General features: G+C 33.5%; 18 protein-coding genes. 6 read left to right on the forward strand and 12 right to left on the reverse strand.

What is annotated here, in order from left to right:
• Position 1 precedes the first annotated feature (1 nt).
• From C4F50_RS11290 to C4F50_RS11300, 3 genes are read right to left on the reverse strand one after another with little or no spacing between them, the layout of a single operon-like run.
• Positions 2-337: a DUF4907 domain-containing protein gene (locus C4F50_RS11290; RefSeq protein ID WP_348537000.1), complete on the reverse strand. Its 336-nt coding sequence runs from the start codon at positions 335-337 to the stop codon at positions 2-4.
• Positions 321-1,328 carry a Kelch repeat-containing protein gene (locus tag C4F50_RS11295; RefSeq protein WP_194138762.1) on the reverse strand — a complete coding sequence of 336 codons (1,008 nt, stop codon included), beginning with the start codon at positions 1,326-1,328 and terminating at the stop codon, positions 321-323. Before C4F50_RS11295 ends, C4F50_RS11290 begins: the two co-directional genes overlap by 17 nt.
• A 16-nt stretch (positions 1,329-1,344) precedes the next feature.
• A complete protein-coding gene (locus tag C4F50_RS11300) occupies positions 1,345-2,187 on the reverse strand; it encodes a DUF6268 family outer membrane beta-barrel protein (RefSeq protein WP_194138763.1) in 843 nt (280 codons plus the stop codon).
• A 231-nt stretch (positions 2,188-2,418) separates the two neighbouring features.
• On the opposite strand from C4F50_RS11300, the gene C4F50_RS11305 reads away from it, so the two are divergent.
• Both C4F50_RS11305 and bamG read left to right on the forward strand, forming a co-directional pair.
• Positions 2,419-3,747, forward strand: coding sequence for a DUF4270 family protein (locus C4F50_RS11305; protein ID WP_194138764.1), 1,329 nt, complete (start codon positions 2,419-2,421; stop codon positions 3,745-3,747).
• Positions 3,748-4,983, forward strand: coding sequence for a BamG family beta-barrel-assembly machinery protein (bamG, locus tag C4F50_RS11310; protein ID WP_194138765.1), 1,236 nt, complete (start codon positions 3,748-3,750; stop codon positions 4,981-4,983).
• Between the two features lies 1 nt (position 4,984).
• Here the strand turns inward: bamG and murI are convergent, their stop codons facing one another.
• From murI to C4F50_RS11350, 8 genes are all read right to left on the reverse strand, one after another.
• The gene (gene murI / locus C4F50_RS11315) at positions 4,985-5,761 is read right to left on the reverse strand and encodes a glutamate racemase (RefSeq protein ID WP_194138766.1); all 777 of its coding nucleotides are present in this window, start codon (positions 5,759-5,761) and stop codon (positions 4,985-4,987) included.
• A 149-nt stretch (positions 5,762-5,910) separates the two neighbouring features.
• Positions 5,911-6,414 carry an OmpH/Skp family outer membrane protein gene (locus C4F50_RS11320; protein WP_172426837.1) on the reverse strand — a complete coding sequence of 168 codons (504 nt, stop codon included), beginning with the start codon at positions 6,412-6,414 and terminating at the stop codon, positions 5,911-5,913.
• Positions 6,415-6,428: 14 nt separating this feature from the next.
• On the reverse strand, positions 6,429-7,484 hold the full coding sequence (locus C4F50_RS11325) for an OmpH/Skp family outer membrane protein (RefSeq protein ID WP_194138767.1): 1,056 nt from the start codon (positions 7,482-7,484) through the stop codon (positions 6,429-6,431).
• Between the two features lie 42 nt (positions 7,485-7,526).
• Positions 7,527-10,247, reverse strand: a complete 2,721-nt coding sequence (gene bamA / locus C4F50_RS11330) for an outer membrane protein assembly factor BamA (protein ID WP_194138768.1) — start codon at positions 10,245-10,247, stop codon at positions 7,527-7,529.
• Positions 10,180-10,920: an undecaprenyl pyrophosphate synthase gene (gene uppS / locus C4F50_RS11335; RefSeq protein ID WP_194138769.1), complete on the reverse strand. Its 741-nt coding sequence runs from the start codon at positions 10,918-10,920 to the stop codon at positions 10,180-10,182. The genes bamA and uppS overlap by 68 nt, the downstream gene beginning before the upstream one ends.
• Position 10,921: 1 nt before the next feature.
• Complete coding sequence (porG, locus tag C4F50_RS11340; RefSeq protein ID WP_194138770.1) at positions 10,922-11,611, reverse strand: type IX secretion system protein PorG; 690 nt, start codon at positions 11,609-11,611, stop codon at positions 10,922-10,924.
• Positions 11,612-11,784: 173 nt separating this feature from the next.
• Positions 11,785-12,669, reverse strand: coding sequence for an NAD kinase (locus C4F50_RS11345; RefSeq protein WP_194138771.1), 885 nt, complete (start codon positions 12,667-12,669; stop codon positions 11,785-11,787).
• A gap of 98 nt (positions 12,670-12,767) precedes the next feature.
• Complete coding sequence (locus C4F50_RS11350; RefSeq protein ID WP_194138772.1) at positions 12,768-13,427, reverse strand: CBS domain-containing protein; 660 nt, start codon at positions 13,425-13,427, stop codon at positions 12,768-12,770.
• Positions 13,428-13,543: 116 nt separating this feature from the next.
• On the opposite strand from C4F50_RS11350, the gene C4F50_RS11355 reads away from it, so the two are divergent.
• The 4 genes from C4F50_RS11355 (at position 13,544) to C4F50_RS11370 (ending at position 18,467) form a co-directional block, all read left to right on the forward strand.
• Positions 13,544-14,257 carry a pyridoxine 5'-phosphate synthase gene (locus C4F50_RS11355; protein WP_194138773.1) on the forward strand — a complete coding sequence of 238 codons (714 nt, stop codon included), beginning with the start codon at positions 13,544-13,546 and terminating at the stop codon, positions 14,255-14,257.
• 9 nt (positions 14,258-14,266) lie between these two features.
• Complete coding sequence (locus C4F50_RS11360; RefSeq protein ID WP_194138774.1) at positions 14,267-15,250, forward strand: PDDEXK nuclease domain-containing protein; 984 nt, start codon at positions 14,267-14,269, stop codon at positions 15,248-15,250.
• 155 nt (positions 15,251-15,405) lie between these two features.
• Positions 15,406-17,607, forward strand: coding sequence for a TonB-dependent receptor (locus C4F50_RS11365; RefSeq protein ID WP_348537002.1), 2,202 nt, complete (start codon positions 15,406-15,408; stop codon positions 17,605-17,607).
• A gap of 5 nt (positions 17,608-17,612) precedes the next feature.
• On the forward strand, positions 17,613-18,467 hold the full coding sequence (locus tag C4F50_RS11370; RefSeq protein WP_194138776.1) for a DUF4249 domain-containing protein: 855 nt from the start codon (positions 17,613-17,615) through the stop codon (positions 18,465-18,467).
• Positions 18,468-18,517: 50 nt separating this feature from the next.
• On the opposite strand, the gene C4F50_RS11375 is transcribed toward C4F50_RS11370, so the two are convergent.
• A complete protein-coding gene (locus tag C4F50_RS11375) occupies positions 18,518-19,852 on the reverse strand; it encodes a hypothetical protein (protein ID WP_194138777.1) in 1,335 nt (444 codons plus the stop codon).
• Positions 19,853-19,864: the final 12 nt, after the last annotated feature.

The raw sequence follows: 19,864 nt of genomic DNA on the forward strand, positions 1-19,864 counted from the left end.
TTTAAAATTTTATTTTTAATAAAATTAAATCTTTTTTGGTTACCGTTGGCGATGTGTTTTTTTTGATTTTTTGTTTTACCAAATCAGCTGTTTTTAGAGCATCTTCTTCGGTCGCAAAACTTTTGGTATCACTTATGACCGGAATTATAGATTGTTTGATGATAATTTTGTTTTTATAAGCAATCGTATATCCCCAGCCGGATTCTGTTTTAAAAGACGCCGTTTTTAAAACTTCTTTTCGATGACAGCTGTTCAGTATTAAAACAAAAAATAAAAAGACTAAAATCTTCTGAAGATTGCTCCAGAAGATTTTTTTAGGTTTAATTATCGTCGTCACTTTGTTCGTCTTGTGGTTTAAATTCCCAGGCATCATCAAAATAAGTAGATCCGATTCTTCCCAGCATATAAAAACCTCTGTTGTTGATCGTAAATCCTACTGCATCAGTTCTTGTTGCGCCTTCCATTGCGGTTCTTTCTACCCATAAATCGGTGCTTGGATTATATTCCCAAACTGTTTTGATACTTTCGCCTCCTACAATATATCCTAAACCATTCATTGAGAAACTCGAAGCATTAGAACGTACAATAGCGTAATCGTCATTGTAACTGTAATCGTCGTCAGTATCTTTATCGACATCACGTTTTCTTGTCCAACTGTCTGAAGCAGGATCAAATTCCCAGAAATCTTCTTGGTACACGCCATTATTAGTTCCTGTTACCAAATAGGCTTTATCTGAAATTACAAATACTGTTGCATTACGTCTTTTATTACCGCTGAAACCGTTTACAAGTGTCCAAGTATTGGCAGTATCATCATATTGATAGAAATCTTTTAAATAGTTTCCATCATAACCCGTTCCGAAATACGCTTTGCCGCCCGCCTGAAAACCAACTGCAGCGTAACGTGCCGTTCCTGCAAAATCTGTTTTTTGTGTCCAACTGTTACTTGTTGGGTCGTATTGAAAAAAATCTTTTAGTTTATTCGTCCCGTCATAGCCTAATCCGACATAACCTTTGTCGTTTAATGCAAAACTAGAAGCAGAACTTCTTCCAACCCCTGTAAAATCTGCTTTTTGCTCCCAATAATCTCCATTAGAGTTGTAAGCCCATAAATCTTTCAAATAAACATCTCCGGTATAACCCGTTGCTACGTAAGCGTAATCTCCAATAACAAAACTGGTAGCACTAGATCTTGCCGGTCCGTCAAACGCCGATTTTTTAATCCAGTTTCCAACCAATTCATCATCGTCATCATCATTACTGCAGCTTACAAAAAAGAGGCTCGAAAAAAGTACCGTGAATAATATTCCTTTTTTTAGATTAATCATAGTGTATTAAATTTATTTATTGTTTGTATTTGATGCCAATTCCTAAGACATAACCGTTACCAGTTCTAAAATCATAGACTTTGTTATTACTGTCGTTTAAGAGCTCGTATTTTTTATTAAAATCGTATCCAGCTTTAAAATTCAGAAACCAGTTTTTGTCTACATTTCTTTCGTATTCAACTGCTGTAGTCATTTGTGACAAAACAGCTTTTGAAGCCGTGGTATCCCAATTTTTATGGGTGTCTAAATGATAATAACTTCCGTTAAATTGATTCATCAGACTAAAAGCATTTCGAGCATTATTAGAGTAGGAAAATTTAGAATCTGGAAAACCTATTTTTAAATCTAAACTTTCATTTATCCTGTAATCCAAATTGACAATAGGCGTAAATTTTGGAGCACCAAAAATGGTTGTCCGGGCCGCTCCAATTTCTAAAGCGATTGCGGTATTAATTTGTTTTTTGGCGCTAATGCTTCCCAAAACATACCAATCTTTCCAGTCTAAATACTGCTCAAAACCCGCCGTTGGTGTTACAGCTAAAATCCATTTGAATTGATTTGACATCTCATGCGAAAATTCGAGTTTATTCTGAATCAAATTCAGTCGATTTAGAGCTGGAAGAGATTCATATGTATTTGAATCGTAATTCAATTTCAAATTCGAATATTCTACTGTATTTGTAAACTGATTAGTATCGTTTATTTTCTTTTTATAAGTCAATCCAATATTGGTTTCATTGAAGTCTATCTTGTCAGTTGGTTCTGTTTTAATATTCACATTCGCTGAAAAATTTTCCTGCGCATGAAGACCAAAGAACGAAATCGAAAAAACGGAACAAATTATAAACCTTACTCTCATTACTTATTTTATTGGCTCAAAAGTAGGAGGACAGCTGTTTTAAAAAAAAGAATATATATGTATGATGATTTTTGATAGACAAAACAGCCTTTTTCAGGGTCGAATTAAAACTTTAGTTCGATTATCCTATTGTAGATGTTTTTGTCCTGTTTGTAGTCTTAAAAAGCGGGATAGTATATGTTATTAGGTGACGCAGGAAGCACCCTTCTATATTTGTGCAAAAAATGAATTATGCATAAGTTATTATTGGTTTTGTTTTGTATTGCTGCAATAGTTTCCTGCGGAACAGATACAGATGCGGGGGAGTTTGTAGTGGGCTCAGATTATCTGGCTGTAAATAATAAAGTAATTATGATTGATACCGTTACGGTAGAAATGTCAACGATAAATTTTGATTCGCTGGTCACTTCAAGCAAAAACAGGATTTTGGTTGGAAATTACGATGATCCCATTTTCGGGAAAGTAAAGTCAGACAGCTATTTTCAGCTTTCTACAGACACGTATGCGCTGGTAAATTCAGGATCCGATACGCAGGCAGTAAATTATGTTTTTGATTCGATCTCGATGATTTTAAAATATGATAATTATTATTATGGAGATACCACAAAAGTGCAGACTTTTAATATTCATAGACTGACCCAAAAAGTAAAACCCAATACGGACGATAATAATTTTTATAATAACTCTGCTTTAAGCTATGGCAGCGAAAGTCTCGGAACTATTTCGTATAAACCCAGACCGATCCAAAAAGACTCTATTAATATTAAAATGAGTGATGTATTTGGTTCAGAGCTTTTTCAAAAAATCAAAAAAAGAGAAATTACAGATTTTGATAGTTTTACAGAATACTTCAAAGGGCTTGTTCTGGTTCCCGAAAATTCGAATTCCTCTAGTGTAATCGGCTTTAGTGTCGGAAACAGCAAGGTTCGTTTGTATTATTCAAAATATCAGGCAGATACAGATGAGGAGTCTTTTTATATTGATTTTACCATTAAAGATGTTGCCAAACAGTTTAATTCTATTTCATTAGATAAAACAGGAACATTGCTGCAGAACCTTCCTATTTCGAGCAGTAAACTTTCCAGTCTTTTAACCAATAATCAAGGTTTTATTCAGTCCGGAACAGGAGTTGCCTGTAAGATTGACTTTCCCAATATCAAACAGCTCAAATATATCGCAGATAACGGAGCGATAATAGATGCCGAACTGATTTTGAAACCCGTTAATAATTCTTATTCAGAAAACTATCCCCTGGCAGATTCGCTTCAGATTTATGTTGGCGATAATTTAAATCGAATAAGCGGCGTAATGGTAAATTCTGCAGGAACAACCGTTTATGGCTTGCTGAATAAAAAAAGTGATGAATTTAATGAGAATGTTGGTTACACCATTCCTGTTGGAACCTTTCTTCAAAAAGAAATGCTGAAACAATCAGATTCAAGATCATCACTGATTTTAACGATGCCCGGAATCTCAAAGACAGTTAATAGAATTGTTTTAGGAGATCAGAAACATGTGAACAATAAAATCCAATTGAAAATTTATTACCTCTCTTATTAGATGAAAAATAAAATCTTTTTTTTAAGCTGTTTCATTTGCATGTCAATTGGGGCGTTCGCTCAAAGTATTTCCAGTTCTCCATATTCACTATATGGAGTAGGGAGTTTGTATGAGTCCGATTTTGGAGTACTGCCATCTATTGGGTCAGCAGGTATAGCATTGCCTTCAACAACTTTTATCAATAATCTTAATCCTGCCTCTTTAGGGTCTATGGCCCAAAATCATTTTCTATTTGATATTGGAGGTAAAGCCTTGGCAACAACTTATCAAAGCAGTTCGAAAACAGAGAAACGAAATAATTTTCAGTTTTCACATTTGGCTTTTGCATTTCCTGTTACTAAGAATTCGGGTTTTAGCGTTTCATTGCAGCCTTATTCGAGCGCTGCTTTTAAAATTTCTAATTTAAAACTTCCCATTTCAGACAGTCAGGAATCTTACTATTTAACCGCTGCGGGATCTGGAGGACTTAACAATTTGAGTTTCTCTTACGGATATCGATTTGGAAGCAAATTAACAGTAGGTGCCTCTGGAACTGTTTTGTTTGGTAATACGGTAGAAGACAGAGCTTTTTTGGTAAACACAGCTATAACAACTATTCATAAAAAAACCGATTATAACGGACTTAGAGCCAATTTGGGCGCACAGTTTAAAATCGATTCTACTCTTACAATTGGAACTACTTTTAAAGTGCCTTCGCAAATTAAAGCTTCCAAAGTACAATCTGTGGCAGTTATTGCAGATGAAGTAACAACTTCTATTGAAACAGATAAAGCTTCAGATGTAGATGATTATTACATGCCCCTTGAAATTGGTTTTGGAATTAGTAAACGTTTCAAAAACAATGTCAACATGACTTTAGACTATGAAAAAAGTTTTTGGAATGAGACTGGTCAATCAGATATTTATGGAGATTTTGTCAATCAAGATCGTTATGCACTTGGTTTTACCTACAGCGCCAAGAAAAATGTTAGAAAGTACTGGGATCGTATACAATATGCAGCTGGTGTAAATTTTGACACCGGATATCTGGAAGTTGATGGTAAAAGGGTAAATAACGCAGCTTTTACAATCGGACTTTCGCTGCCAATTGAGAATACATTTTCAGCACTTAATATTTCATATTCATATGGACAAAAAGGAAGAATTGCAGATAATTTAATTAAAGAAAATTATCATAAGATTTCACTAAATCTATCTTTAGACGGAATCTGGTTCCTGAAACGAAAAATAGAGTAGTCTAAAAATCTTTTTCTATAACCGGATATTTGTATTCTAAAATAGATTCTAAAACCGCAGGATTCGAATTGACATAAAAAATAGGTTCGCTTTCGGGCTGATCTGTAAATCCTGCTTTTTCGCGAAGCACATTTTGTGTTTGTCTTGCTACGGCTTCTCCAGAATCAATAATTTGAATGTGTTCTGGCAGTATTTTTTTAATCTGCGGAATTAAATATGGATAATGACTGCAGCCTAAAACAAGATAATCAATGTTTGCTTCAATCATTGGCTTTAAATAAGATTCCAATAATTGTGTCATTTCTGGAGAATACAAATTTCCATCTTCAATAAGCTGTACCAATCCATAGCCGACCTGCTCAATGATTTTGGTGTTCTGGAACATTTCAGCAGTTTTATTAAACAATTCACTGTTAAGTGTTCCTTTCGTGGCTAGTATGCCTATTACTTGTGTTTTAGAATTGTTGGCCGCAGGTTTAATCGCAGGTTCTATTCCTATAAACGGAATATCATAATCGGCACGAAGTTCTCTTATGGCATTTGTAGTTGCAGTATTACAAGCTACAACAATTAATTTGCAGTTTTGCTCCAGCAGAAAATCAACATTTTTTTTACTCAATGCAACAATCTCTTCTTTTGTTCTTTGACCATAAGGAGCATTTTTGCTGTCTGCTAAATAAATCGTTTTTTCGTTAGGAAGTAACTCGTGAATGGCATTCCAAATGGAAGTCCCTCCAATTCCAGAATCAAAAACGCCTATAGGATTGTTGTTTGTCATAAAGCAAATTTAATATTTTTTAATCTAATTAGTTGTTCTAATTTAATTCAAATTTGACAATTATAGAATAGAATTTCTTTTAAATTATTGTAAAAAAAAACTGTTCAAAATAGAATTGAACAGTTTTTAAAAATAAGTTTTTTTGTTTCTTAGAAACCTAAATCTTTTTTTACATCAGCAGTGATGTTTGGACCATCAGCTAATAATAAAGTAGAACCGTCTAATACGTATTGGAATCCTTTAGCTTTTCCAACTTTTTGGATAGAAGTTCTTACTTTCTCCATTAAAGGTTTAACGATGTCAGTTTCTTTTTGTTGTAATTCTTTTTGAGCATTGTCTCTGTAATCAACAATTCTTTTTTGCATGTCTTGAACTTCTTTAGAACGCTCTCCGTTTACAGCATCAGTAACAGTTGCAGCTTCAGCTTCGTACTTTTTAATTTTTACTTGATATTCATCAACCATTTTTTTGTATTCAGCATCATATGTACCACTTAATTTTTGCAGTTGGTTTTGAGCATCCAGCATAGCCGGCATTTTCGACATGATTTCGCTTACATCAACATGAGCTACCTTCGCTTGCGCATTCATTGTGTTACTTGCTCCTAAAATAAGTATTGCAGCAATTAGTAAAGTTTTGATTTGTTTCATCATTTTTAAAATATTAATTAATTATTGGTCGTATTAGGTTTTTGTGTTTCAGCCTCCTTCGCCTTTTTGGCTGCTTCTCTTTCTTCTAAAATTTTCTTTCTTCTTTCTTCTAATTCTTTTTTACGCTGCTCGTACAATTGTTGACGCTCTTCTGCTTTTGTCATTCCCGGCTGTTCTGTACTTGTTTCTGTGGCAGGAACGGCTGCAGGTTTTGCAGTTGAGTTGGTGGTTGTAGTTGCAGGCGCAGTTGTTTTTGCAGCTTCTGTCGAGGCAGGTGTGCTGGTTGTCGTTGTTTTAGCTGTTCCAGAAACCGTGCCATTTTTTTTAGCTTCTCTTTCAGCTGCTATAGCATTTCTTCTGTCTTCGTATTCTTTTTTCTTAGCTTCCTGTTCTAATTTTCTATCTTGAATGAGTTTCTCTCTCGCTGCTCTTTTTTCATCCAAAGCTTTTTGGCGGTCTGCCATTGCTGGATTGTTATCAATTGCATTTTCAAGATTCTCTTTAGCATCTTGTTCTTTCAGCTGCTTTTTGGTCAGCTGTTCGCGTTTTTCAGTTCGGTTTAGAACACGTAAAACTTGATCGCTGATATTAAATCTTGTGTTGCTGAAAAGCATGGTCAAATCAGATGATTTATCGAAGATAAAATCATAATTTTTAGCTTCAGCAATATCTTGAACGGCAGTAAAAACTTGATCTTGAATTGGTTTTGCTAATGCTGCTTTTTGACGCATTAAATTACCATCAACTCCAAATTGTTTTTGCTGATAATCCATCATTTCCTGTTCAAGAAACTTAATTTCAGTTTCTCTTTCTTCAATTAATTCTTTCGTCAGCAAAGCTTTTTCAGCTTTTAGATTTTCTTTGAGCGTGTTGATATTTAATTTTTTGGACTCAACTTCTTGTTTCCATTTTTGGGCTTTAAGCTCCAACTGTGCTGTAGCCTCTTTATAATCGGAAACATTTTCTAGAATGTATTCCATATCAATGTAACCAATTCTAGTCGTTTTTCCTTGTGCCTGACTTGTATTCGCTACAATCAAGGCTAAAAATATAAATAAAAACTGTTTTCTCATAACATAACTTTATTTGATGATTTTTAACCAAACGCAATTTGTCTAAAATTGTTGTCCAATGATAAAGTGAGTTTCCCAGCCGTTTGCTTTATTTTGACCAGGAAGTGCATCAAATCCGTAACCAAAATCAATTCCTAATAATCCAAATGCAGGCATGAATACACGTAATCCAGCACCAGCAGAACGATTTAAGTCAAACGGGTTGTAATCTTTAAACGTTGGATAAGAAGAACCTGCTTCTAAAAATGTTAATGCAAAAATAGAAGCCGATGCTTTTAATGTAATCGGATAACGTAACTCCATAGAGAATTTGTTATAAATTGTTGCACCAATCTGCTCTCCATTTGCATTTACCGGCGTCAAAGAGTTGTTTGGGTAACCTCTCAACTGAATAGTTTCTCTACCATCCATTGAGTAGTTGGCCATACCGTCTCCTCCTAAATAAAAACGTTCAAACGGAATTACACCTCTATCTTGGTTATAAGCTCCTAAGAAGCCGAATTCTGTTAATGTTCTTAAGACTAATTTACCATATACTTTAGTATACCAATCTCCTTTAAATTTAATTTTATAGTACTCTAACCAGTTGTATTTTTTCTGGTCAACTTTTGCAGGATCTGCAGCAGCTTCTTGGTAAGTACTTACTTTGTTATTACTTGAATCAACATAATCACCAGGACTTACAACAAGTCCGTTAGTGTCGGTATAGGTTGATGTTGCTTTTAATTTGTATTCTTCCTGGTCGCCCAAAGTTTTGTAATCTACTCCATTAAATAAAGAGTAAGGAGGTGATAATTTGGCAGAAATACTAAACTCTGAACCATAAGTTGGGAATATTGGGTTGACCCCTTTATTACTTCTTGAAAGTCCGATAGTATAAGCCAAGTTTCGTGATGCTCCGTTACCAAAAGTAAACAAACCAGTATTGTAATTATTTAAATCGTAATGCTGATAACTTATCGATTGAGATAATACAAAGTAATCATCCGGCACAGTTAACCTTTTTGCTAAACCAACTTGTACTGTAAAAATATTAAAACTTTTGCTTCTATCAACAGTTCTTGTAATGTAATTATTAAGAAACTGCTTACTATATGAAATTGACGAACTGAATTGAACAGGTTTTTTCCCTCCAAACCAAGGTTCTGAGAACGATAAACTGTACGTTTGGAAATAAGTACTTCCTTGCAGACGCAGTGCTACTTTCTGACCATCTCCCATTGGAAGCGGTTTGTAAGACTCTTTATTAAAGATGTTTCTTGCCGAAAAATTGTTGAACGAAAGTCCTAATGTTCCGATGAAACCGCCACCGCCATAACCTCCTTGAAGCTCAACCTGGCTAGAACCTTTTTCAACTACATGATATTCAATATCAACAGTTCCAGCTCCAGCATCAACATTTTTAAACTGAGGATCGATAGCTTCAGGATCAAAGAATCCTAACTGTCCAATCTCACGAATTGTTCTTACTAATTGCTCTTTACTGTATTTTTCTCCTGGTTTTGTTCTTAGTTCTCGATAAATTACGTGGTCATTTGTCTTGTCATTACCTACAACAGATATTTTGTTGAAATAAGCAATTGGACCTTCTGTAACTCTAATTTCAAAATCGATAGTATCATTTACAGTTTTAACCTCAACAGCATTGATATTTGAAAATAAATATCCGTTGTTTTGGTATAAATTCGTAATGTCTTCAGCATCTGGTTTTGTTTTATCGGCGATTCTTTTTTCTAATAAAACTCCGTTGTAAACTTCTCCTTTTTTGATTCCTAAGTAACGGTGTAATAATTGATCTGAATAAACAGTATTACCTAAAAACTTAATATTTCCGAAGTAATATTTATTTCCTTCTTCTACATTAATTTTGATTGCCAGCATATTTTTATCCTTGTTATATTGAACAGAATCATAAATAATACGTGCATCACGGTATCCTTTTTCTTTGTAGGCTGCGATTACTTTTTCTAAGTCAGATTTGTATTTTTCAGGTATAAATTTTGAAGCTTTAAAAACACGAAGAATATTTTTTTGTTTGGTGTCTTTCATAGCAGCGCGTAATTGACTGCCGCTAAGTTGTTTATTTCCAGTAAAATCTATTTTACTGATTTTTACTTTGTCTCCTTTATCTACCCTGACAAGCATGTTTACCATATTGCCTGCTGTGGTATCTGGGGTAGTGGTAATTATAACTTTTGTAGTATAAAAACCATCTTTTTTGTATTTGTTTTCGATATAGTTTTTGGTCGTCGTAATTAAGTTTTCGTTTACGATCTTATTTTTAGTAAGGCTGTTGTCTTTTATTAAACCTTCGACCTTACTTTTCTTAATTCCGACAAATTTTACCTCATTTAATTTAGGTAATTCTACAATGTCCAGATCCAGATAGATACTGTCATTTTCTACTTTATTAACATAGAATGCGATTTCGTCAAATAGACCAAGTTTACCTAATTTCTTGATTGCGCTGCTGATTTCTTCTCCAGGAACAGTTATTTCCTGACCTTTTTGCAAGCCGGAAAAAGTAACAACAGTCTGCTCATTAAAACTTATTTTACCAACAACAGAGACTTTTGCCAGAATATATTTTTTCCCTTGATCAAAAGGGACTCTTTCTTGTGCTTTTATTTGTGAAAAACTCCCCAATAAAACTAGGGTAAGGACTATTTGTATTTTTTTTTGCAACACTAAAAAATTATTTAATTTGTTCACTGGTTTTTCCAAATCTACGTTCTCTTTTTTGATAACTAATAATAGCCTCATATAAATCTTGGTCTTTAAAGTCTGGCCATAAGACATTAGTAAAATACAATTCTGCGTAAGCGATCTGCCACAACAAGAAATTACTTATTCTATGTTCTCCACTTGTTCGTATTAATAAATCTACGTCAGGTAAATTTTGCGTGTAAAGATGCTCATTTATAATTAAATCGTCAATAGTGTCTATTGAAATTATATTATTTTTAACTTTATCACTTATCGACTTTACGGCGCTGACTAATTCTTCTCTAGAGCCGTAGCTTAAGGCAAGAGTTAAGGTAAGGCGGGTATTGTTTTTTGTCTTTTCAATTACATCTGAAAGTTCTTTCTGAGCAGATTTTGGTAATTTGTCAAGATTACCGATTGCATTAAGTTTAATATTGTTTTCTTGCAAGGTTACAAGCTCTTTTTTTAGAGAATTAATCAATATTTTCATTAATGCTTCAACCTCTAATTTTGGACGATTCCAATTTTCTGTAGAGAAAGCATATAAGGTCAAAAACTCGATGCCTAGTTTGGCACAAGTTTTAATAGTCTGTTTTACAGATTTTGTTCCGTTTTCATGTCCGAATGCTCGTAAAAAACCTTGTTGTTTAGCCCAGCGCCCATTACCATCCATTATAATAGCTAGATGTTGGGGTAAGTTTGTGTGATCTATAGATTCTAGTAAATTCATTTTATTCTGCGCAATAGCAAGGTTTTAGTCCAAAGGTATACGTTAAAGTAATACCTGAAAAAACATACCAGTCATTATTATTTAAGTTTCCGAATTTTAAAATATTCGAATTATTAGTATCGGGATTACTTCCGTCAATATTATCAGTAAATGTGTAGCGTACTCCAGCTTCTATTCCTAAAACAAAATTTGGTGTTACGTTAGATTTTACACCTAATATAATAGGTATAGCAAAAGAGCTTGCGTTTTTAGAATAAACTGTATTAGGACTGGATGTATATCGGTACAGATTGTCATATAGAAAAAAGTTTAGTCCAGAAAACACATAAGGTGTTACTTTGGTATGGTAATCGTGCAGATTAAAGTCAAAGAAATTAAATTCTAGTCCAGCAGAAAGTTCTTTAATATTGTTTTTAAAGCTGTAGCCTCTTTGATTTCTTCCCGTTTCGTCAGATTGGGTATCAAATCCAGCAACTCTGGATTGTGTGTAAGAAAATCTGTAAGAATGCCTTGGACTTCTGTTCCATTTGTACAATACTCCAAAAGCAGGTTTATCAGGAGAAATGTATGTAGTTCTTCCAACATCTCCGACAAAGTTACTTCCGCCTAAAAAAACACCAAGCTCATTTATTTGGGCATTTAGTGTGATAAAGGGGAAAAAACATAACAATAAATTAAAAATTTTCTTCATTTAATTAAAAATTGCGTGCAAATATAATAATTATCAATACCAATCAACGTTCCTTTAGATAAATGTGCTTTTTTTTCAATTTATAATATGATTTCGAGACATTTACTGCTGATTCATTACAAGCAGAACGGCAAAAAGTATAATATTCGTATAAGGATAAACGGTAAAAGAATTTAATTTCTTTTGTCTTCTCCCCAGAGCAATTTATTTCTCAAGGTTTTTAAGAAAGTTTCACCTGGTATTTCGACCATTTTTATTTTATAATCTGTTTTTTTGATTTTCAATATAGATTCGTTTTTTACAGATGAAATTCTGGAATCCAGCGAAACTAAATATTGATCTTCTCTCCCTGTTACACGCAGTGTGATTTCAGTATCGTCAGGAATAACAAGTGGTCTGGCGGTTAAATTATGTGGAGCAATAGGCGTAATGACTAAACTTTTTACATCTGGAGTTAATATAGGTCCTCCGCAGCTGAGAGAATATCCTGTAGAACCAGTTGGAGTAGAGATAATTAATCCGTCTGCCCAATAAGAATTCAGGTATTCATTGTTTAAATAGGTTTCAACAGTAATCATCGAAGTCGTATCTTTACGACTTACAGTAACTTCGTTCATGGCAAAATTCAGTTCTTCAAAAGCGTCGTTTTTAGGGTCTGCGGTTAAACCTAACAACGTTCTTTCAGAAGTGGTATAATTTCTGTCGATAACAAATTGCAGCAGATCGTCAATATTCTCTTTTTGAACTTTCGCTAGAAAACCTAATCTTCCAGCGTTGATCCCTAATAACGGAACTCCTGAATTACGAACAAAGGCAGCGGCTCTTAAAATAGTTCCGTCGCCTCCAATACTTATCAGCATTTCAAAACTAGTATCTAACGCAGTATTTGGGGTAAAAGTTTTGTACTCTTTTTTTACCAGCTGCTTTTCATAAAGCATATTCAGAAAATTTTCTTCAATTACCATTTCAACATTATTGGAATTGAAAAACGAGAAAATGTCTTTTATAATAGGCTCTGTGCTGTTTTGATAATATTGTCCGTAAATGGCTATTTTCATTCGAGTTAAATTAGGTAATTTGTCAATGTGTCAATCAGATAATTTGCAACAGTGAAAATTATCTAATTAACTAATTTTCTCATTGCCACATTAATAATTTATATATTAAGGTATTTGTCTAAATAATCAGAGCGTTCTTTTAAACTGTTGATGTAATTATCTTCCTGATGCTCTGAAATAATTTCATAACCATATCTTCGGTAGGTTTGAATAATTTCATTCATGGCTCCTAAACCAATTTTTACGGTAATCTGAACATTTTCTACATCGGCTTCAGAAATAAAACAGCCCAGGATCTTTCCGTTATTGCTTTCAACAATCTGTGTTACTTCGCTCATAGAATAATCCAAAAGACCTTTTTGAACGATTATGATTCCTCCTTGTTCTTTAAGAAATGGAGTTTCCTGAAAAAAACGCATGATATCTTCCATTTCATAATAACCGACATAGGTATTATTCTCGTCCAAAACCGGAACTGTATTGGTATGGTTTTTTGCAAAAACCTCTAAAACATCCAGCCAGATCATAGAACTTCTGGCAAAAAAACGTTCCAAAGTATATTTGTAATCACTAGCATTCTTGTCAATATCAAAAGTTTCGACATCATCAGATGCAATACTTCCAATAAAAATCCCATTCTCTAAAACCGGAAAATGCGAAAAGTTTAAGTCAGCAAAGAAGTCTTGAACCGAAGCAATAGTTTCTTGGCTGTCAATCGCTCTGAAATCGTTATTGATATAGTTTGTAATTTCCGTCATAAGTCAATTGAAGATATTTGATGCAAAATAATCAAAAAATACCAAAAACTGCTGCGTTTTACTTTGTATTTTTGTCACAACAAATATAGTGTTACTAGAATTAATTATCTATTTATATGACAAAGTTAAGTGTTAATATCAATAAAATTGCTACGCTGCGAAATGCACGAGGCGGAAATGTTCCTGATTTACTAAAAGTTGCTGTCGATATTCAGCGTTTTGGAGGGCAGGGAATTACCATTCATCCGCGTCCGGATGAGCGTCATATTCGCTATCAGGATGCGCGCGATTTAAAAGCAATTGTGACTACAGAATATAATATTGAAGGAAATCCGCAGCATAATTTTATTGATTTAGTTTTAGAATGCAAGCCAGATCAGGTTACTTTGGTTCCAGATGCAATTGGAGCGATTACCTCTTCTGCAGGCTGGGATACGATAAAGAATCAAGAATATTTAACCGAAGTGATTCAGGAGTTTCAAAGAAACGGAATCAGGACTTCGATCTTTGTTGATCCGGTTTTAGAAATTATCGAAGGAGCAAAAAAAACAGGAACAGACAGAATTGAATTGTACACAGAGGCTTTTGCGCATCAATATGATTTGGGAAATAAAAACGGAATCGATCCGTATGTAAAGGCGGCAGAATTAGCAAACGAATTAGGTTTAGGAATTAACGCCGGACACGATTTGAGTTTAGATAATATTCAGTTTTTCAAACAAAATATCCCTAGTTTATTAGAAGTTTCTATTGGACACGCTTTAATTTCAGAGGCACTTTATCTTGGTTTAGATAATGTGGTAAATATGTATTTGAATAAATTGAAATAAGATTTGATAATGATTACGAATCAAACTCCATTGTTTTCAGAGATTAAAGAGATTATTCTCCAGTCCCGCCAGCGTGTCTTTAGAATGGCAAATTCTGTTTTGCTTGAAACTTATTGGGAAATTGGAAGAGTAATTATTGAGGATGAACAAAAAGGGAAGGATCGTGCCGATTATGGAAAAGCTACTTTAAAAAATTTGGCAAATCAGCTCACTTTTGAATTTGGAAAAGGATTTGATGAAAGGAATTTGAATAATATGCGTGCGTTTTATAAAACTTTTCCAATTTGGAACGCATTGCGTACCGAATTGAGTTGGACGCATTATCGATTGTTATCAAGATTAAATTCGGATGAAAAAATAAATTATTATTTAAATGAAAGTGTTCAGAACAATTGGAATAGCAGAACGCTCCAAAGACAAATAAATTCATTGGCGTTTGAGCGTGTTTTAGAACATAAAACTGTTGAAACAAAATCAGAGACAATTCATAATTTAATAAAAGACCCTTATATTTTTGAGTTTTTAGGCCTGTCAGCTGAAACTAAAAATTCGGAACGAAGTATAGAAACCTCTATAATAGACCATTTGCAACAATTTTTATTAGAATTTGGTAAAGGGTTTGCTTTTGTAGCAAGACAACAACATATTGTTACGGATACTTCTGATTTCTATATTGATTTAGTTTTTTATAATTATATTTTGAAATGCTTTGTAATCATTGACTTAAAAACTGGCTCATTGTCTCATCAGGATATTGGACAAATCGATATGTATGTACGTATGTATGATGATTTGAAAAAAGGAGAATCAGATCAACCTACCATAGGAATTTTGCTTTGTTCAGAAAAAGATGAAACAATCGTAAAATATTCTGTTTTAGCAGATAAAAAAAGTGTTTTTGCAAGTCAATATCTGCTTTATATGCCCAAAGAAGAAGATTTGAAAGCATTAATTGAGAATGATATTCAAAGATTTCAACTAGATAATGAATAATAAAGATTTTAAGAAAATTAAACAATTATAACCTGATGTAATTGGGTTATAATTGTTTACTTTCGCACTTTTCTTATTAAAATTACGTGTCAAAATCTATTATTCTCTTTTTTTTAGTATCCTTTTGCGGCCTTTTTGCACAGTCAAATATAAGGGTGTCGGGAAATGTTAAATCTTCTGAAAATCAAAGCCTAATCGGAGTAAATCTCTCTTTTGAGATCAACAAAAAACAGTTTCATGCCACTACAGATACTTTAGGGAATTTTTCAGAAAATATTCCTTCTGGTGATGTAGTAATCAAAATTCATCATTTAGATTTTACTCCTAAAAGCATTTATTTTAATGCGGTAAAAGATACCGTAATTTCTGTTTTTTTAGAAAAAGATATTGCGCAGCTAAAAGAAGTTGTTATTTCTAACGACAAAAAAAGCGGCATCAAAACTTTATCCGGCGGTAAACTATCTTTTAACTTAAAAGAATTATCTGGAGTTCCAACCGTTTTAGGAACTACCGATATTATCAAACTGTTACAATTAACGCCGGGGGTGCAAAATTCTGGTGATGCAAACGGCTATCTTTATGTACGCGGCGGTGATCCGGGACATAATGCCATTTTGTATAATGAAACTCCAATTTATGGAATGTCTCATCTTCTTGGAATTTTTCCTTTTTACAATACCGATCATATTAAGGATGTCGAATTTGATAAATCAAGTTCTAATCCAAAATACGGCGGAAGGTTAAGTTCTAGTACGCTCCTAAATACCAATAAAAAACTTCCGTCAGAGTTTTCGATTCAGGGGAATGCCGGAATTTTGGCTTCGCAATTGACCTTTGCAGTTCCGTTAAGCGATAAAACAGGATTTTATATTTCTGGAAGGAAAACCTATATTGATGAAATTATGGGTCCGATATTAAAATCAGGCTCAAATAATGATGTTCAGGATATGAATTATGGTTTTTCGGATGCGAATTTTACTTTCTTATCTCAAATTTCAAAGAACAATCTATTTTCTCTAGACGCTTTTTTCAGCGGAGATGAATTAAAAGTAAAAGATGAAAATCTGGCATTACGAACCAATTTAAAATGGAAAAATTTTACCGTTTCACCTTCTTTAACCACAATCTTTTCTCCTAAAGTAAATATGATGAATTCGCTTTATTTTAGTCATTATAGTAATGAGTTAAATATGGAACAGGCAACAATTCAATTTTGGGTTTCTTCTTATGTCAAAGATTTTGGGTTTACAAATTCAGTACGATTCTCAATTGCAAACATTCCTATTGAGTCAGGATTGCAATATGTTTATCACAATTTACAGCCTCAAAAAGTAAATGTTGAAAACCTGACAACGTTAGATAACAAATCACAAAGAATAATTAATGCCAATGAAGCGGCCATTTTTGTAAGCGCTAAACCTAAGTTATTCGAAAACGTAACGGCCGATTTAGGGCTTCGTATTAATTATTATACTTCAGGATCAGATTCTTATCTGCATTTTCAGCCTCGTGCGGTATTGAATTATTATGCTAATGAAAATTATTCGTTTTATGCTTCTTATAATAGGCAGTATCAATATTTAAGTTTAATAACTACTTCGAGCGTTGGTATCCCTACTGATTTTTGGATTGCAAGTTCGGACGGTATCAAACCACAGTCTTCGGATGAATTCTCAATTGGTTCCAATCAAAATATCACCAAAAATCTTTCTTCCTCTTTTGGAGGATTTTATCGTTCGATGAAAAATCTGCTTGAATATCCGTATGGGATAACTCAGTTTAATGAAATCACGACGCTTAAAAATGATTTATATGTTGGGGAAGGAAAAGCATACGGATTTGAAATGATGCTGAAAAAAAGCAGCGGAAAATTTAGCGGCTGGCTGAGTTACACCTTAAGCTGGTCTGACCGAAATTTTGATGAATTGAATAACGGGAAAACGTATTTTGCAAAATACGACAGACGCCATAACCTTTCTTTAGTGGGAATGTACGATTTAAACTCAAAGTGGAATTTTGGCGTAACGCAGCTATTTAGTTCCGGAAACCGTTTTACGATGCCAACTTCATGGTATTTTATCAATAACAATCCAGTTAAAGAATATTCAGGATATAATAATGCACAAATGCCGGATTATGTTCGGACAGATCTTTCTGTAAATTATTATTTTATAAAAACAGCAAAGAAAGAAAGTGCTTTAAACTTTTCGATTTACAATACATTTAATATTGCAAATCCAATTTACGTTGTCTTGGATGTAGAGGTAAGTGAAGATAAAAGCAATGTGGTGGTAAAACAAGAAAAGAAAGTATTGTATCGAATGCTTCCTTCTATTAGCTGGAGATTTAAATTTTAAGGAATATGAAAAAGTATCTATTGTTTCTTTTTAGTTTGTTTTTAATGAGTTGTTCTAGTGACAACCTTAGCGAACAAAAAAGCCTGGAATCTAAAATAGTGGTAGAAGGCTGGATCGAAGAAGGAGACTATGCCAATGTTTTATTGTCGAGCAGTATTCCGGTTACCGATGTTATTGATTCGACCAATGTTTTAAATCATGTTATAAGATCAGCAAAAATTACCATTTCTGACGGCACGAATTCTGAAGTTCTAAGGGTCAAAAACGATAAAAACAGAGTACCGCCATTTGTGTATTTTGGTTCAACTTTAATGGGAGAAGCGGGAAAAGAATATTCTATTAAGATCGAATATTTAAATCGTGTTGTCGAAGCTGTGACGTCGATTCCTAAATCTGTGACGCTAAAAAGTGCCGAATATATAAAGAAGAACCCGACAGATACAACAGGTTATGTTTTTGTGAAATTTGATGATCCGATAGCTGAAAAAAACTATTATCAGATCGCAACTAAAATTGATGGCGAAGAACCTATTTTTGTTCCTTCATTTTATGGCAACTTAGACGATAAAAATTTCGAATCGGCTTCAATTTCAGTGCAAATAAACAGGGGAGTAATATTATTTCCAAAAACAAAATTTACACCTTATTTTGCCGATGGAGATTTAATTCATGTGAAATTACGAACTCAAAACAAAGACGCTTTAGATTTCTGGAACAGCTGGCAGAATGAAATTGTAAATGCCAAAAATCCTATTTATCCATCCAACACCAGTTTAAAATCTAATATAAAAGGAGGAATTGGAATTTGGGCAGGATACGGGCAAAGCACCATACTTATTAAAACACCTCCCAAAAAATAAAGCCGATTTGAATAATTTCAAATCGGCTTTATACTGTATTTTAAAAGCTGTTATTTTTCGAAAGCAGCAATAAAATCTTCAAATTTAGCTTCAAATTTACTGAATCCAGCTGAGAAATAAGTTTCCATAGAAACTTCTGTTTTATCATTAAATTTTAAATAATCTACAGCATCATAATATTGTACTGTAATCTCTTTAGTGTTTGTGTATGACCAATAACCTCCGCCAGAATAATTTGCATCAGCAACCCAAGTAGGCTGTATAGTTGTGTAGCTGTAGCCTTTTTCAGAATGTTGAACAATATCAGCGATTTTAGTTCCGTCTTTTTTAGAAACTAAGATTAATTTATTGTTTTTATTGTAATTAGCAACTTTTGCGTCTGCTATTTTTTTGTAATATGCATTTAGATCTTCATAATAAGTTACTGAATTATATTCCGGGTAAGGTACCGTTTTGTCCATAGCGGCTTTATCTGCAGCGGCAGTTGCTAAATCTGTATCTGCAACAACAACAAAATTGTCCATTAATTGGAATAATCCGTTTGCTTTACCTCTGTATTGAATAAGTTCGTCATTGTCGATCAATGCATCAATATTAGCAGAGCTTCCAGCGTTAAAATTAATTAGAGTTTTTCCATTATAAGTAAGAGAGGCTTTTCCTGTATTAGAAGCTCCTTTTTTAGAACTCATTTCCCATGTATACCCATCATTCAAAACCATTTTATAAGCAAACTCATCAGGAACTTGTTTTTTGTTAGAATATGTTGCAGTCTGATTGAAGCTTGCTGCTTCTTTTGAGTCAATTGTCAAGATTGCATCAGCAGTTAAAGGCAAGAAAATGTGATCATTGGTTTCAACACCTGATTCCCAGTCATAACTGTCTGTTATGTCTATTTTAATATCAGAAGAAGTACTTTTTGAAGAGAAAGAAGCATTGTTTGTTGTTTGAGATTTTTTTGCAGGAAAAACAAATTTCAATTCAGTTGAAGAAGCTGTTTTATCCCATTTTTGTCCTGCATTATTCCATGTATAAATTCCGTAAACTCCAGATACATTTAAAATATCTTCTGCCTCGTTATCGTTTTTACCGTTAAAAATATCAACAGAACTTAAATCTAATAGTCTGCTTAAGTTTTCTAATGCCTCAATAGCACCAGAGCTTTTTGTTTTGTCAAGCTGTGTAAGCATTTCATTAGCTTCAGCTTCTAATTTTAATTTTTGCTGGTCTGGGGTTAATTCAGAATACGATTTTTTTGTAAGTTCTGCAATTTGCTCTTCAAGAGATAATTCTGATTCTGGCTTAGTGTTTTCACTGCTGTCATCGCTTGAACATGAAATCATAAGCTGCGATGCAACTAATGATAATAAAATAAATTTTTTAATCATGATTTGACTTTT

It is taken from the genome of Flavobacterium hungaricum (assembly GCF_015182285.1).
Classification (GTDB): domain Bacteria; phylum Bacteroidota; class Bacteroidia; order Flavobacteriales; family Flavobacteriaceae; genus Flavobacterium; species Flavobacterium hungaricum.

What these genes read in the sequence shown, in the direction of transcription:
- C4F50_RS11375 (WP_194138777.1), bottom strand. Translation starts at nt 19,852, where the DNA reads ATGATTAAAAAATTTATTTTATTATCATTAGTTGCATCGCAGCTTATG.
- C4F50_RS11300 (WP_194138763.1), bottom strand. Translation starts at nt 2,187, where the DNA reads ATGAGAGTAAGGTTTATAATTTGTTCCGTTTTTTCGATTTCGTTCTTT.
- C4F50_RS11295 (WP_194138762.1), bottom strand. Translation starts at nt 1,328, where the DNA reads ATGATTAATCTAAAAAAAGGAATATTATTCACGGTACTTTTTTCGAGC.
- bamG (WP_194138765.1), top strand. Translation starts at nt 3,748, where the DNA reads ATGAAAAATAAAATCTTTTTTTTAAGCTGTTTCATTTGCATGTCAATT.
- C4F50_RS11370 (WP_194138776.1), top strand. Translation starts at nt 17,613, where the DNA reads ATGAAAAAGTATCTATTGTTTCTTTTTAGTTTGTTTTTAATGAGTTGT.
- C4F50_RS11305 (WP_194138764.1), top strand. Translation starts at nt 2,419, where the DNA reads ATGCATAAGTTATTATTGGTTTTGTTTTGTATTGCTGCAATAGTTTCC.
- C4F50_RS11350 (WP_194138772.1), bottom strand. Translation starts at nt 13,427, where the DNA reads ATGACGGAAATTACAAACTATATCAATAACGATTTCAGAGCGATTGAC.
- C4F50_RS11355 (WP_194138773.1), top strand. Translation starts at nt 13,544, where the DNA reads ATGACAAAGTTAAGTGTTAATATCAATAAAATTGCTACGCTGCGAAAT.
- C4F50_RS11320 (WP_172426837.1), bottom strand. Translation starts at nt 6,414, where the DNA reads ATGATGAAACAAATCAAAACTTTACTAATTGCTGCAATACTTATTTTA.
- C4F50_RS11325 (WP_194138767.1), bottom strand. Translation starts at nt 7,484, where the DNA reads ATGAGAAAACAGTTTTTATTTATATTTTTAGCCTTGATTGTAGCGAAT.
- bamA (WP_194138768.1), bottom strand. Translation starts at nt 10,247, where the DNA reads ATGAGGCTATTATTAGTTATCAAAAAAGAGAACGTAGATTTGGAAAAA.
- C4F50_RS11345 (WP_194138771.1), bottom strand. Translation starts at nt 12,669, where the DNA reads ATGAAAATAGCCATTTACGGACAATATTATCAAAACAGCACAGAGCCT.
- C4F50_RS11360 (WP_194138774.1), top strand. Translation starts at nt 14,267, where the DNA reads ATGATTACGAATCAAACTCCATTGTTTTCAGAGATTAAAGAGATTATT.
- porG (WP_194138770.1), bottom strand. Translation starts at nt 11,611, where the DNA reads ATGAAGAAAATTTTTAATTTATTGTTATGTTTTTTCCCCTTTATCACA.
- uppS (WP_194138769.1), bottom strand. Translation starts at nt 10,920, where the DNA reads ATGAATTTACTAGAATCTATAGATCACACAAACTTACCCCAACATCTA.
- murI (WP_194138766.1), bottom strand. Translation starts at nt 5,761, where the DNA reads ATGACAAACAACAATCCTATAGGCGTTTTTGATTCTGGAATTGGAGGG.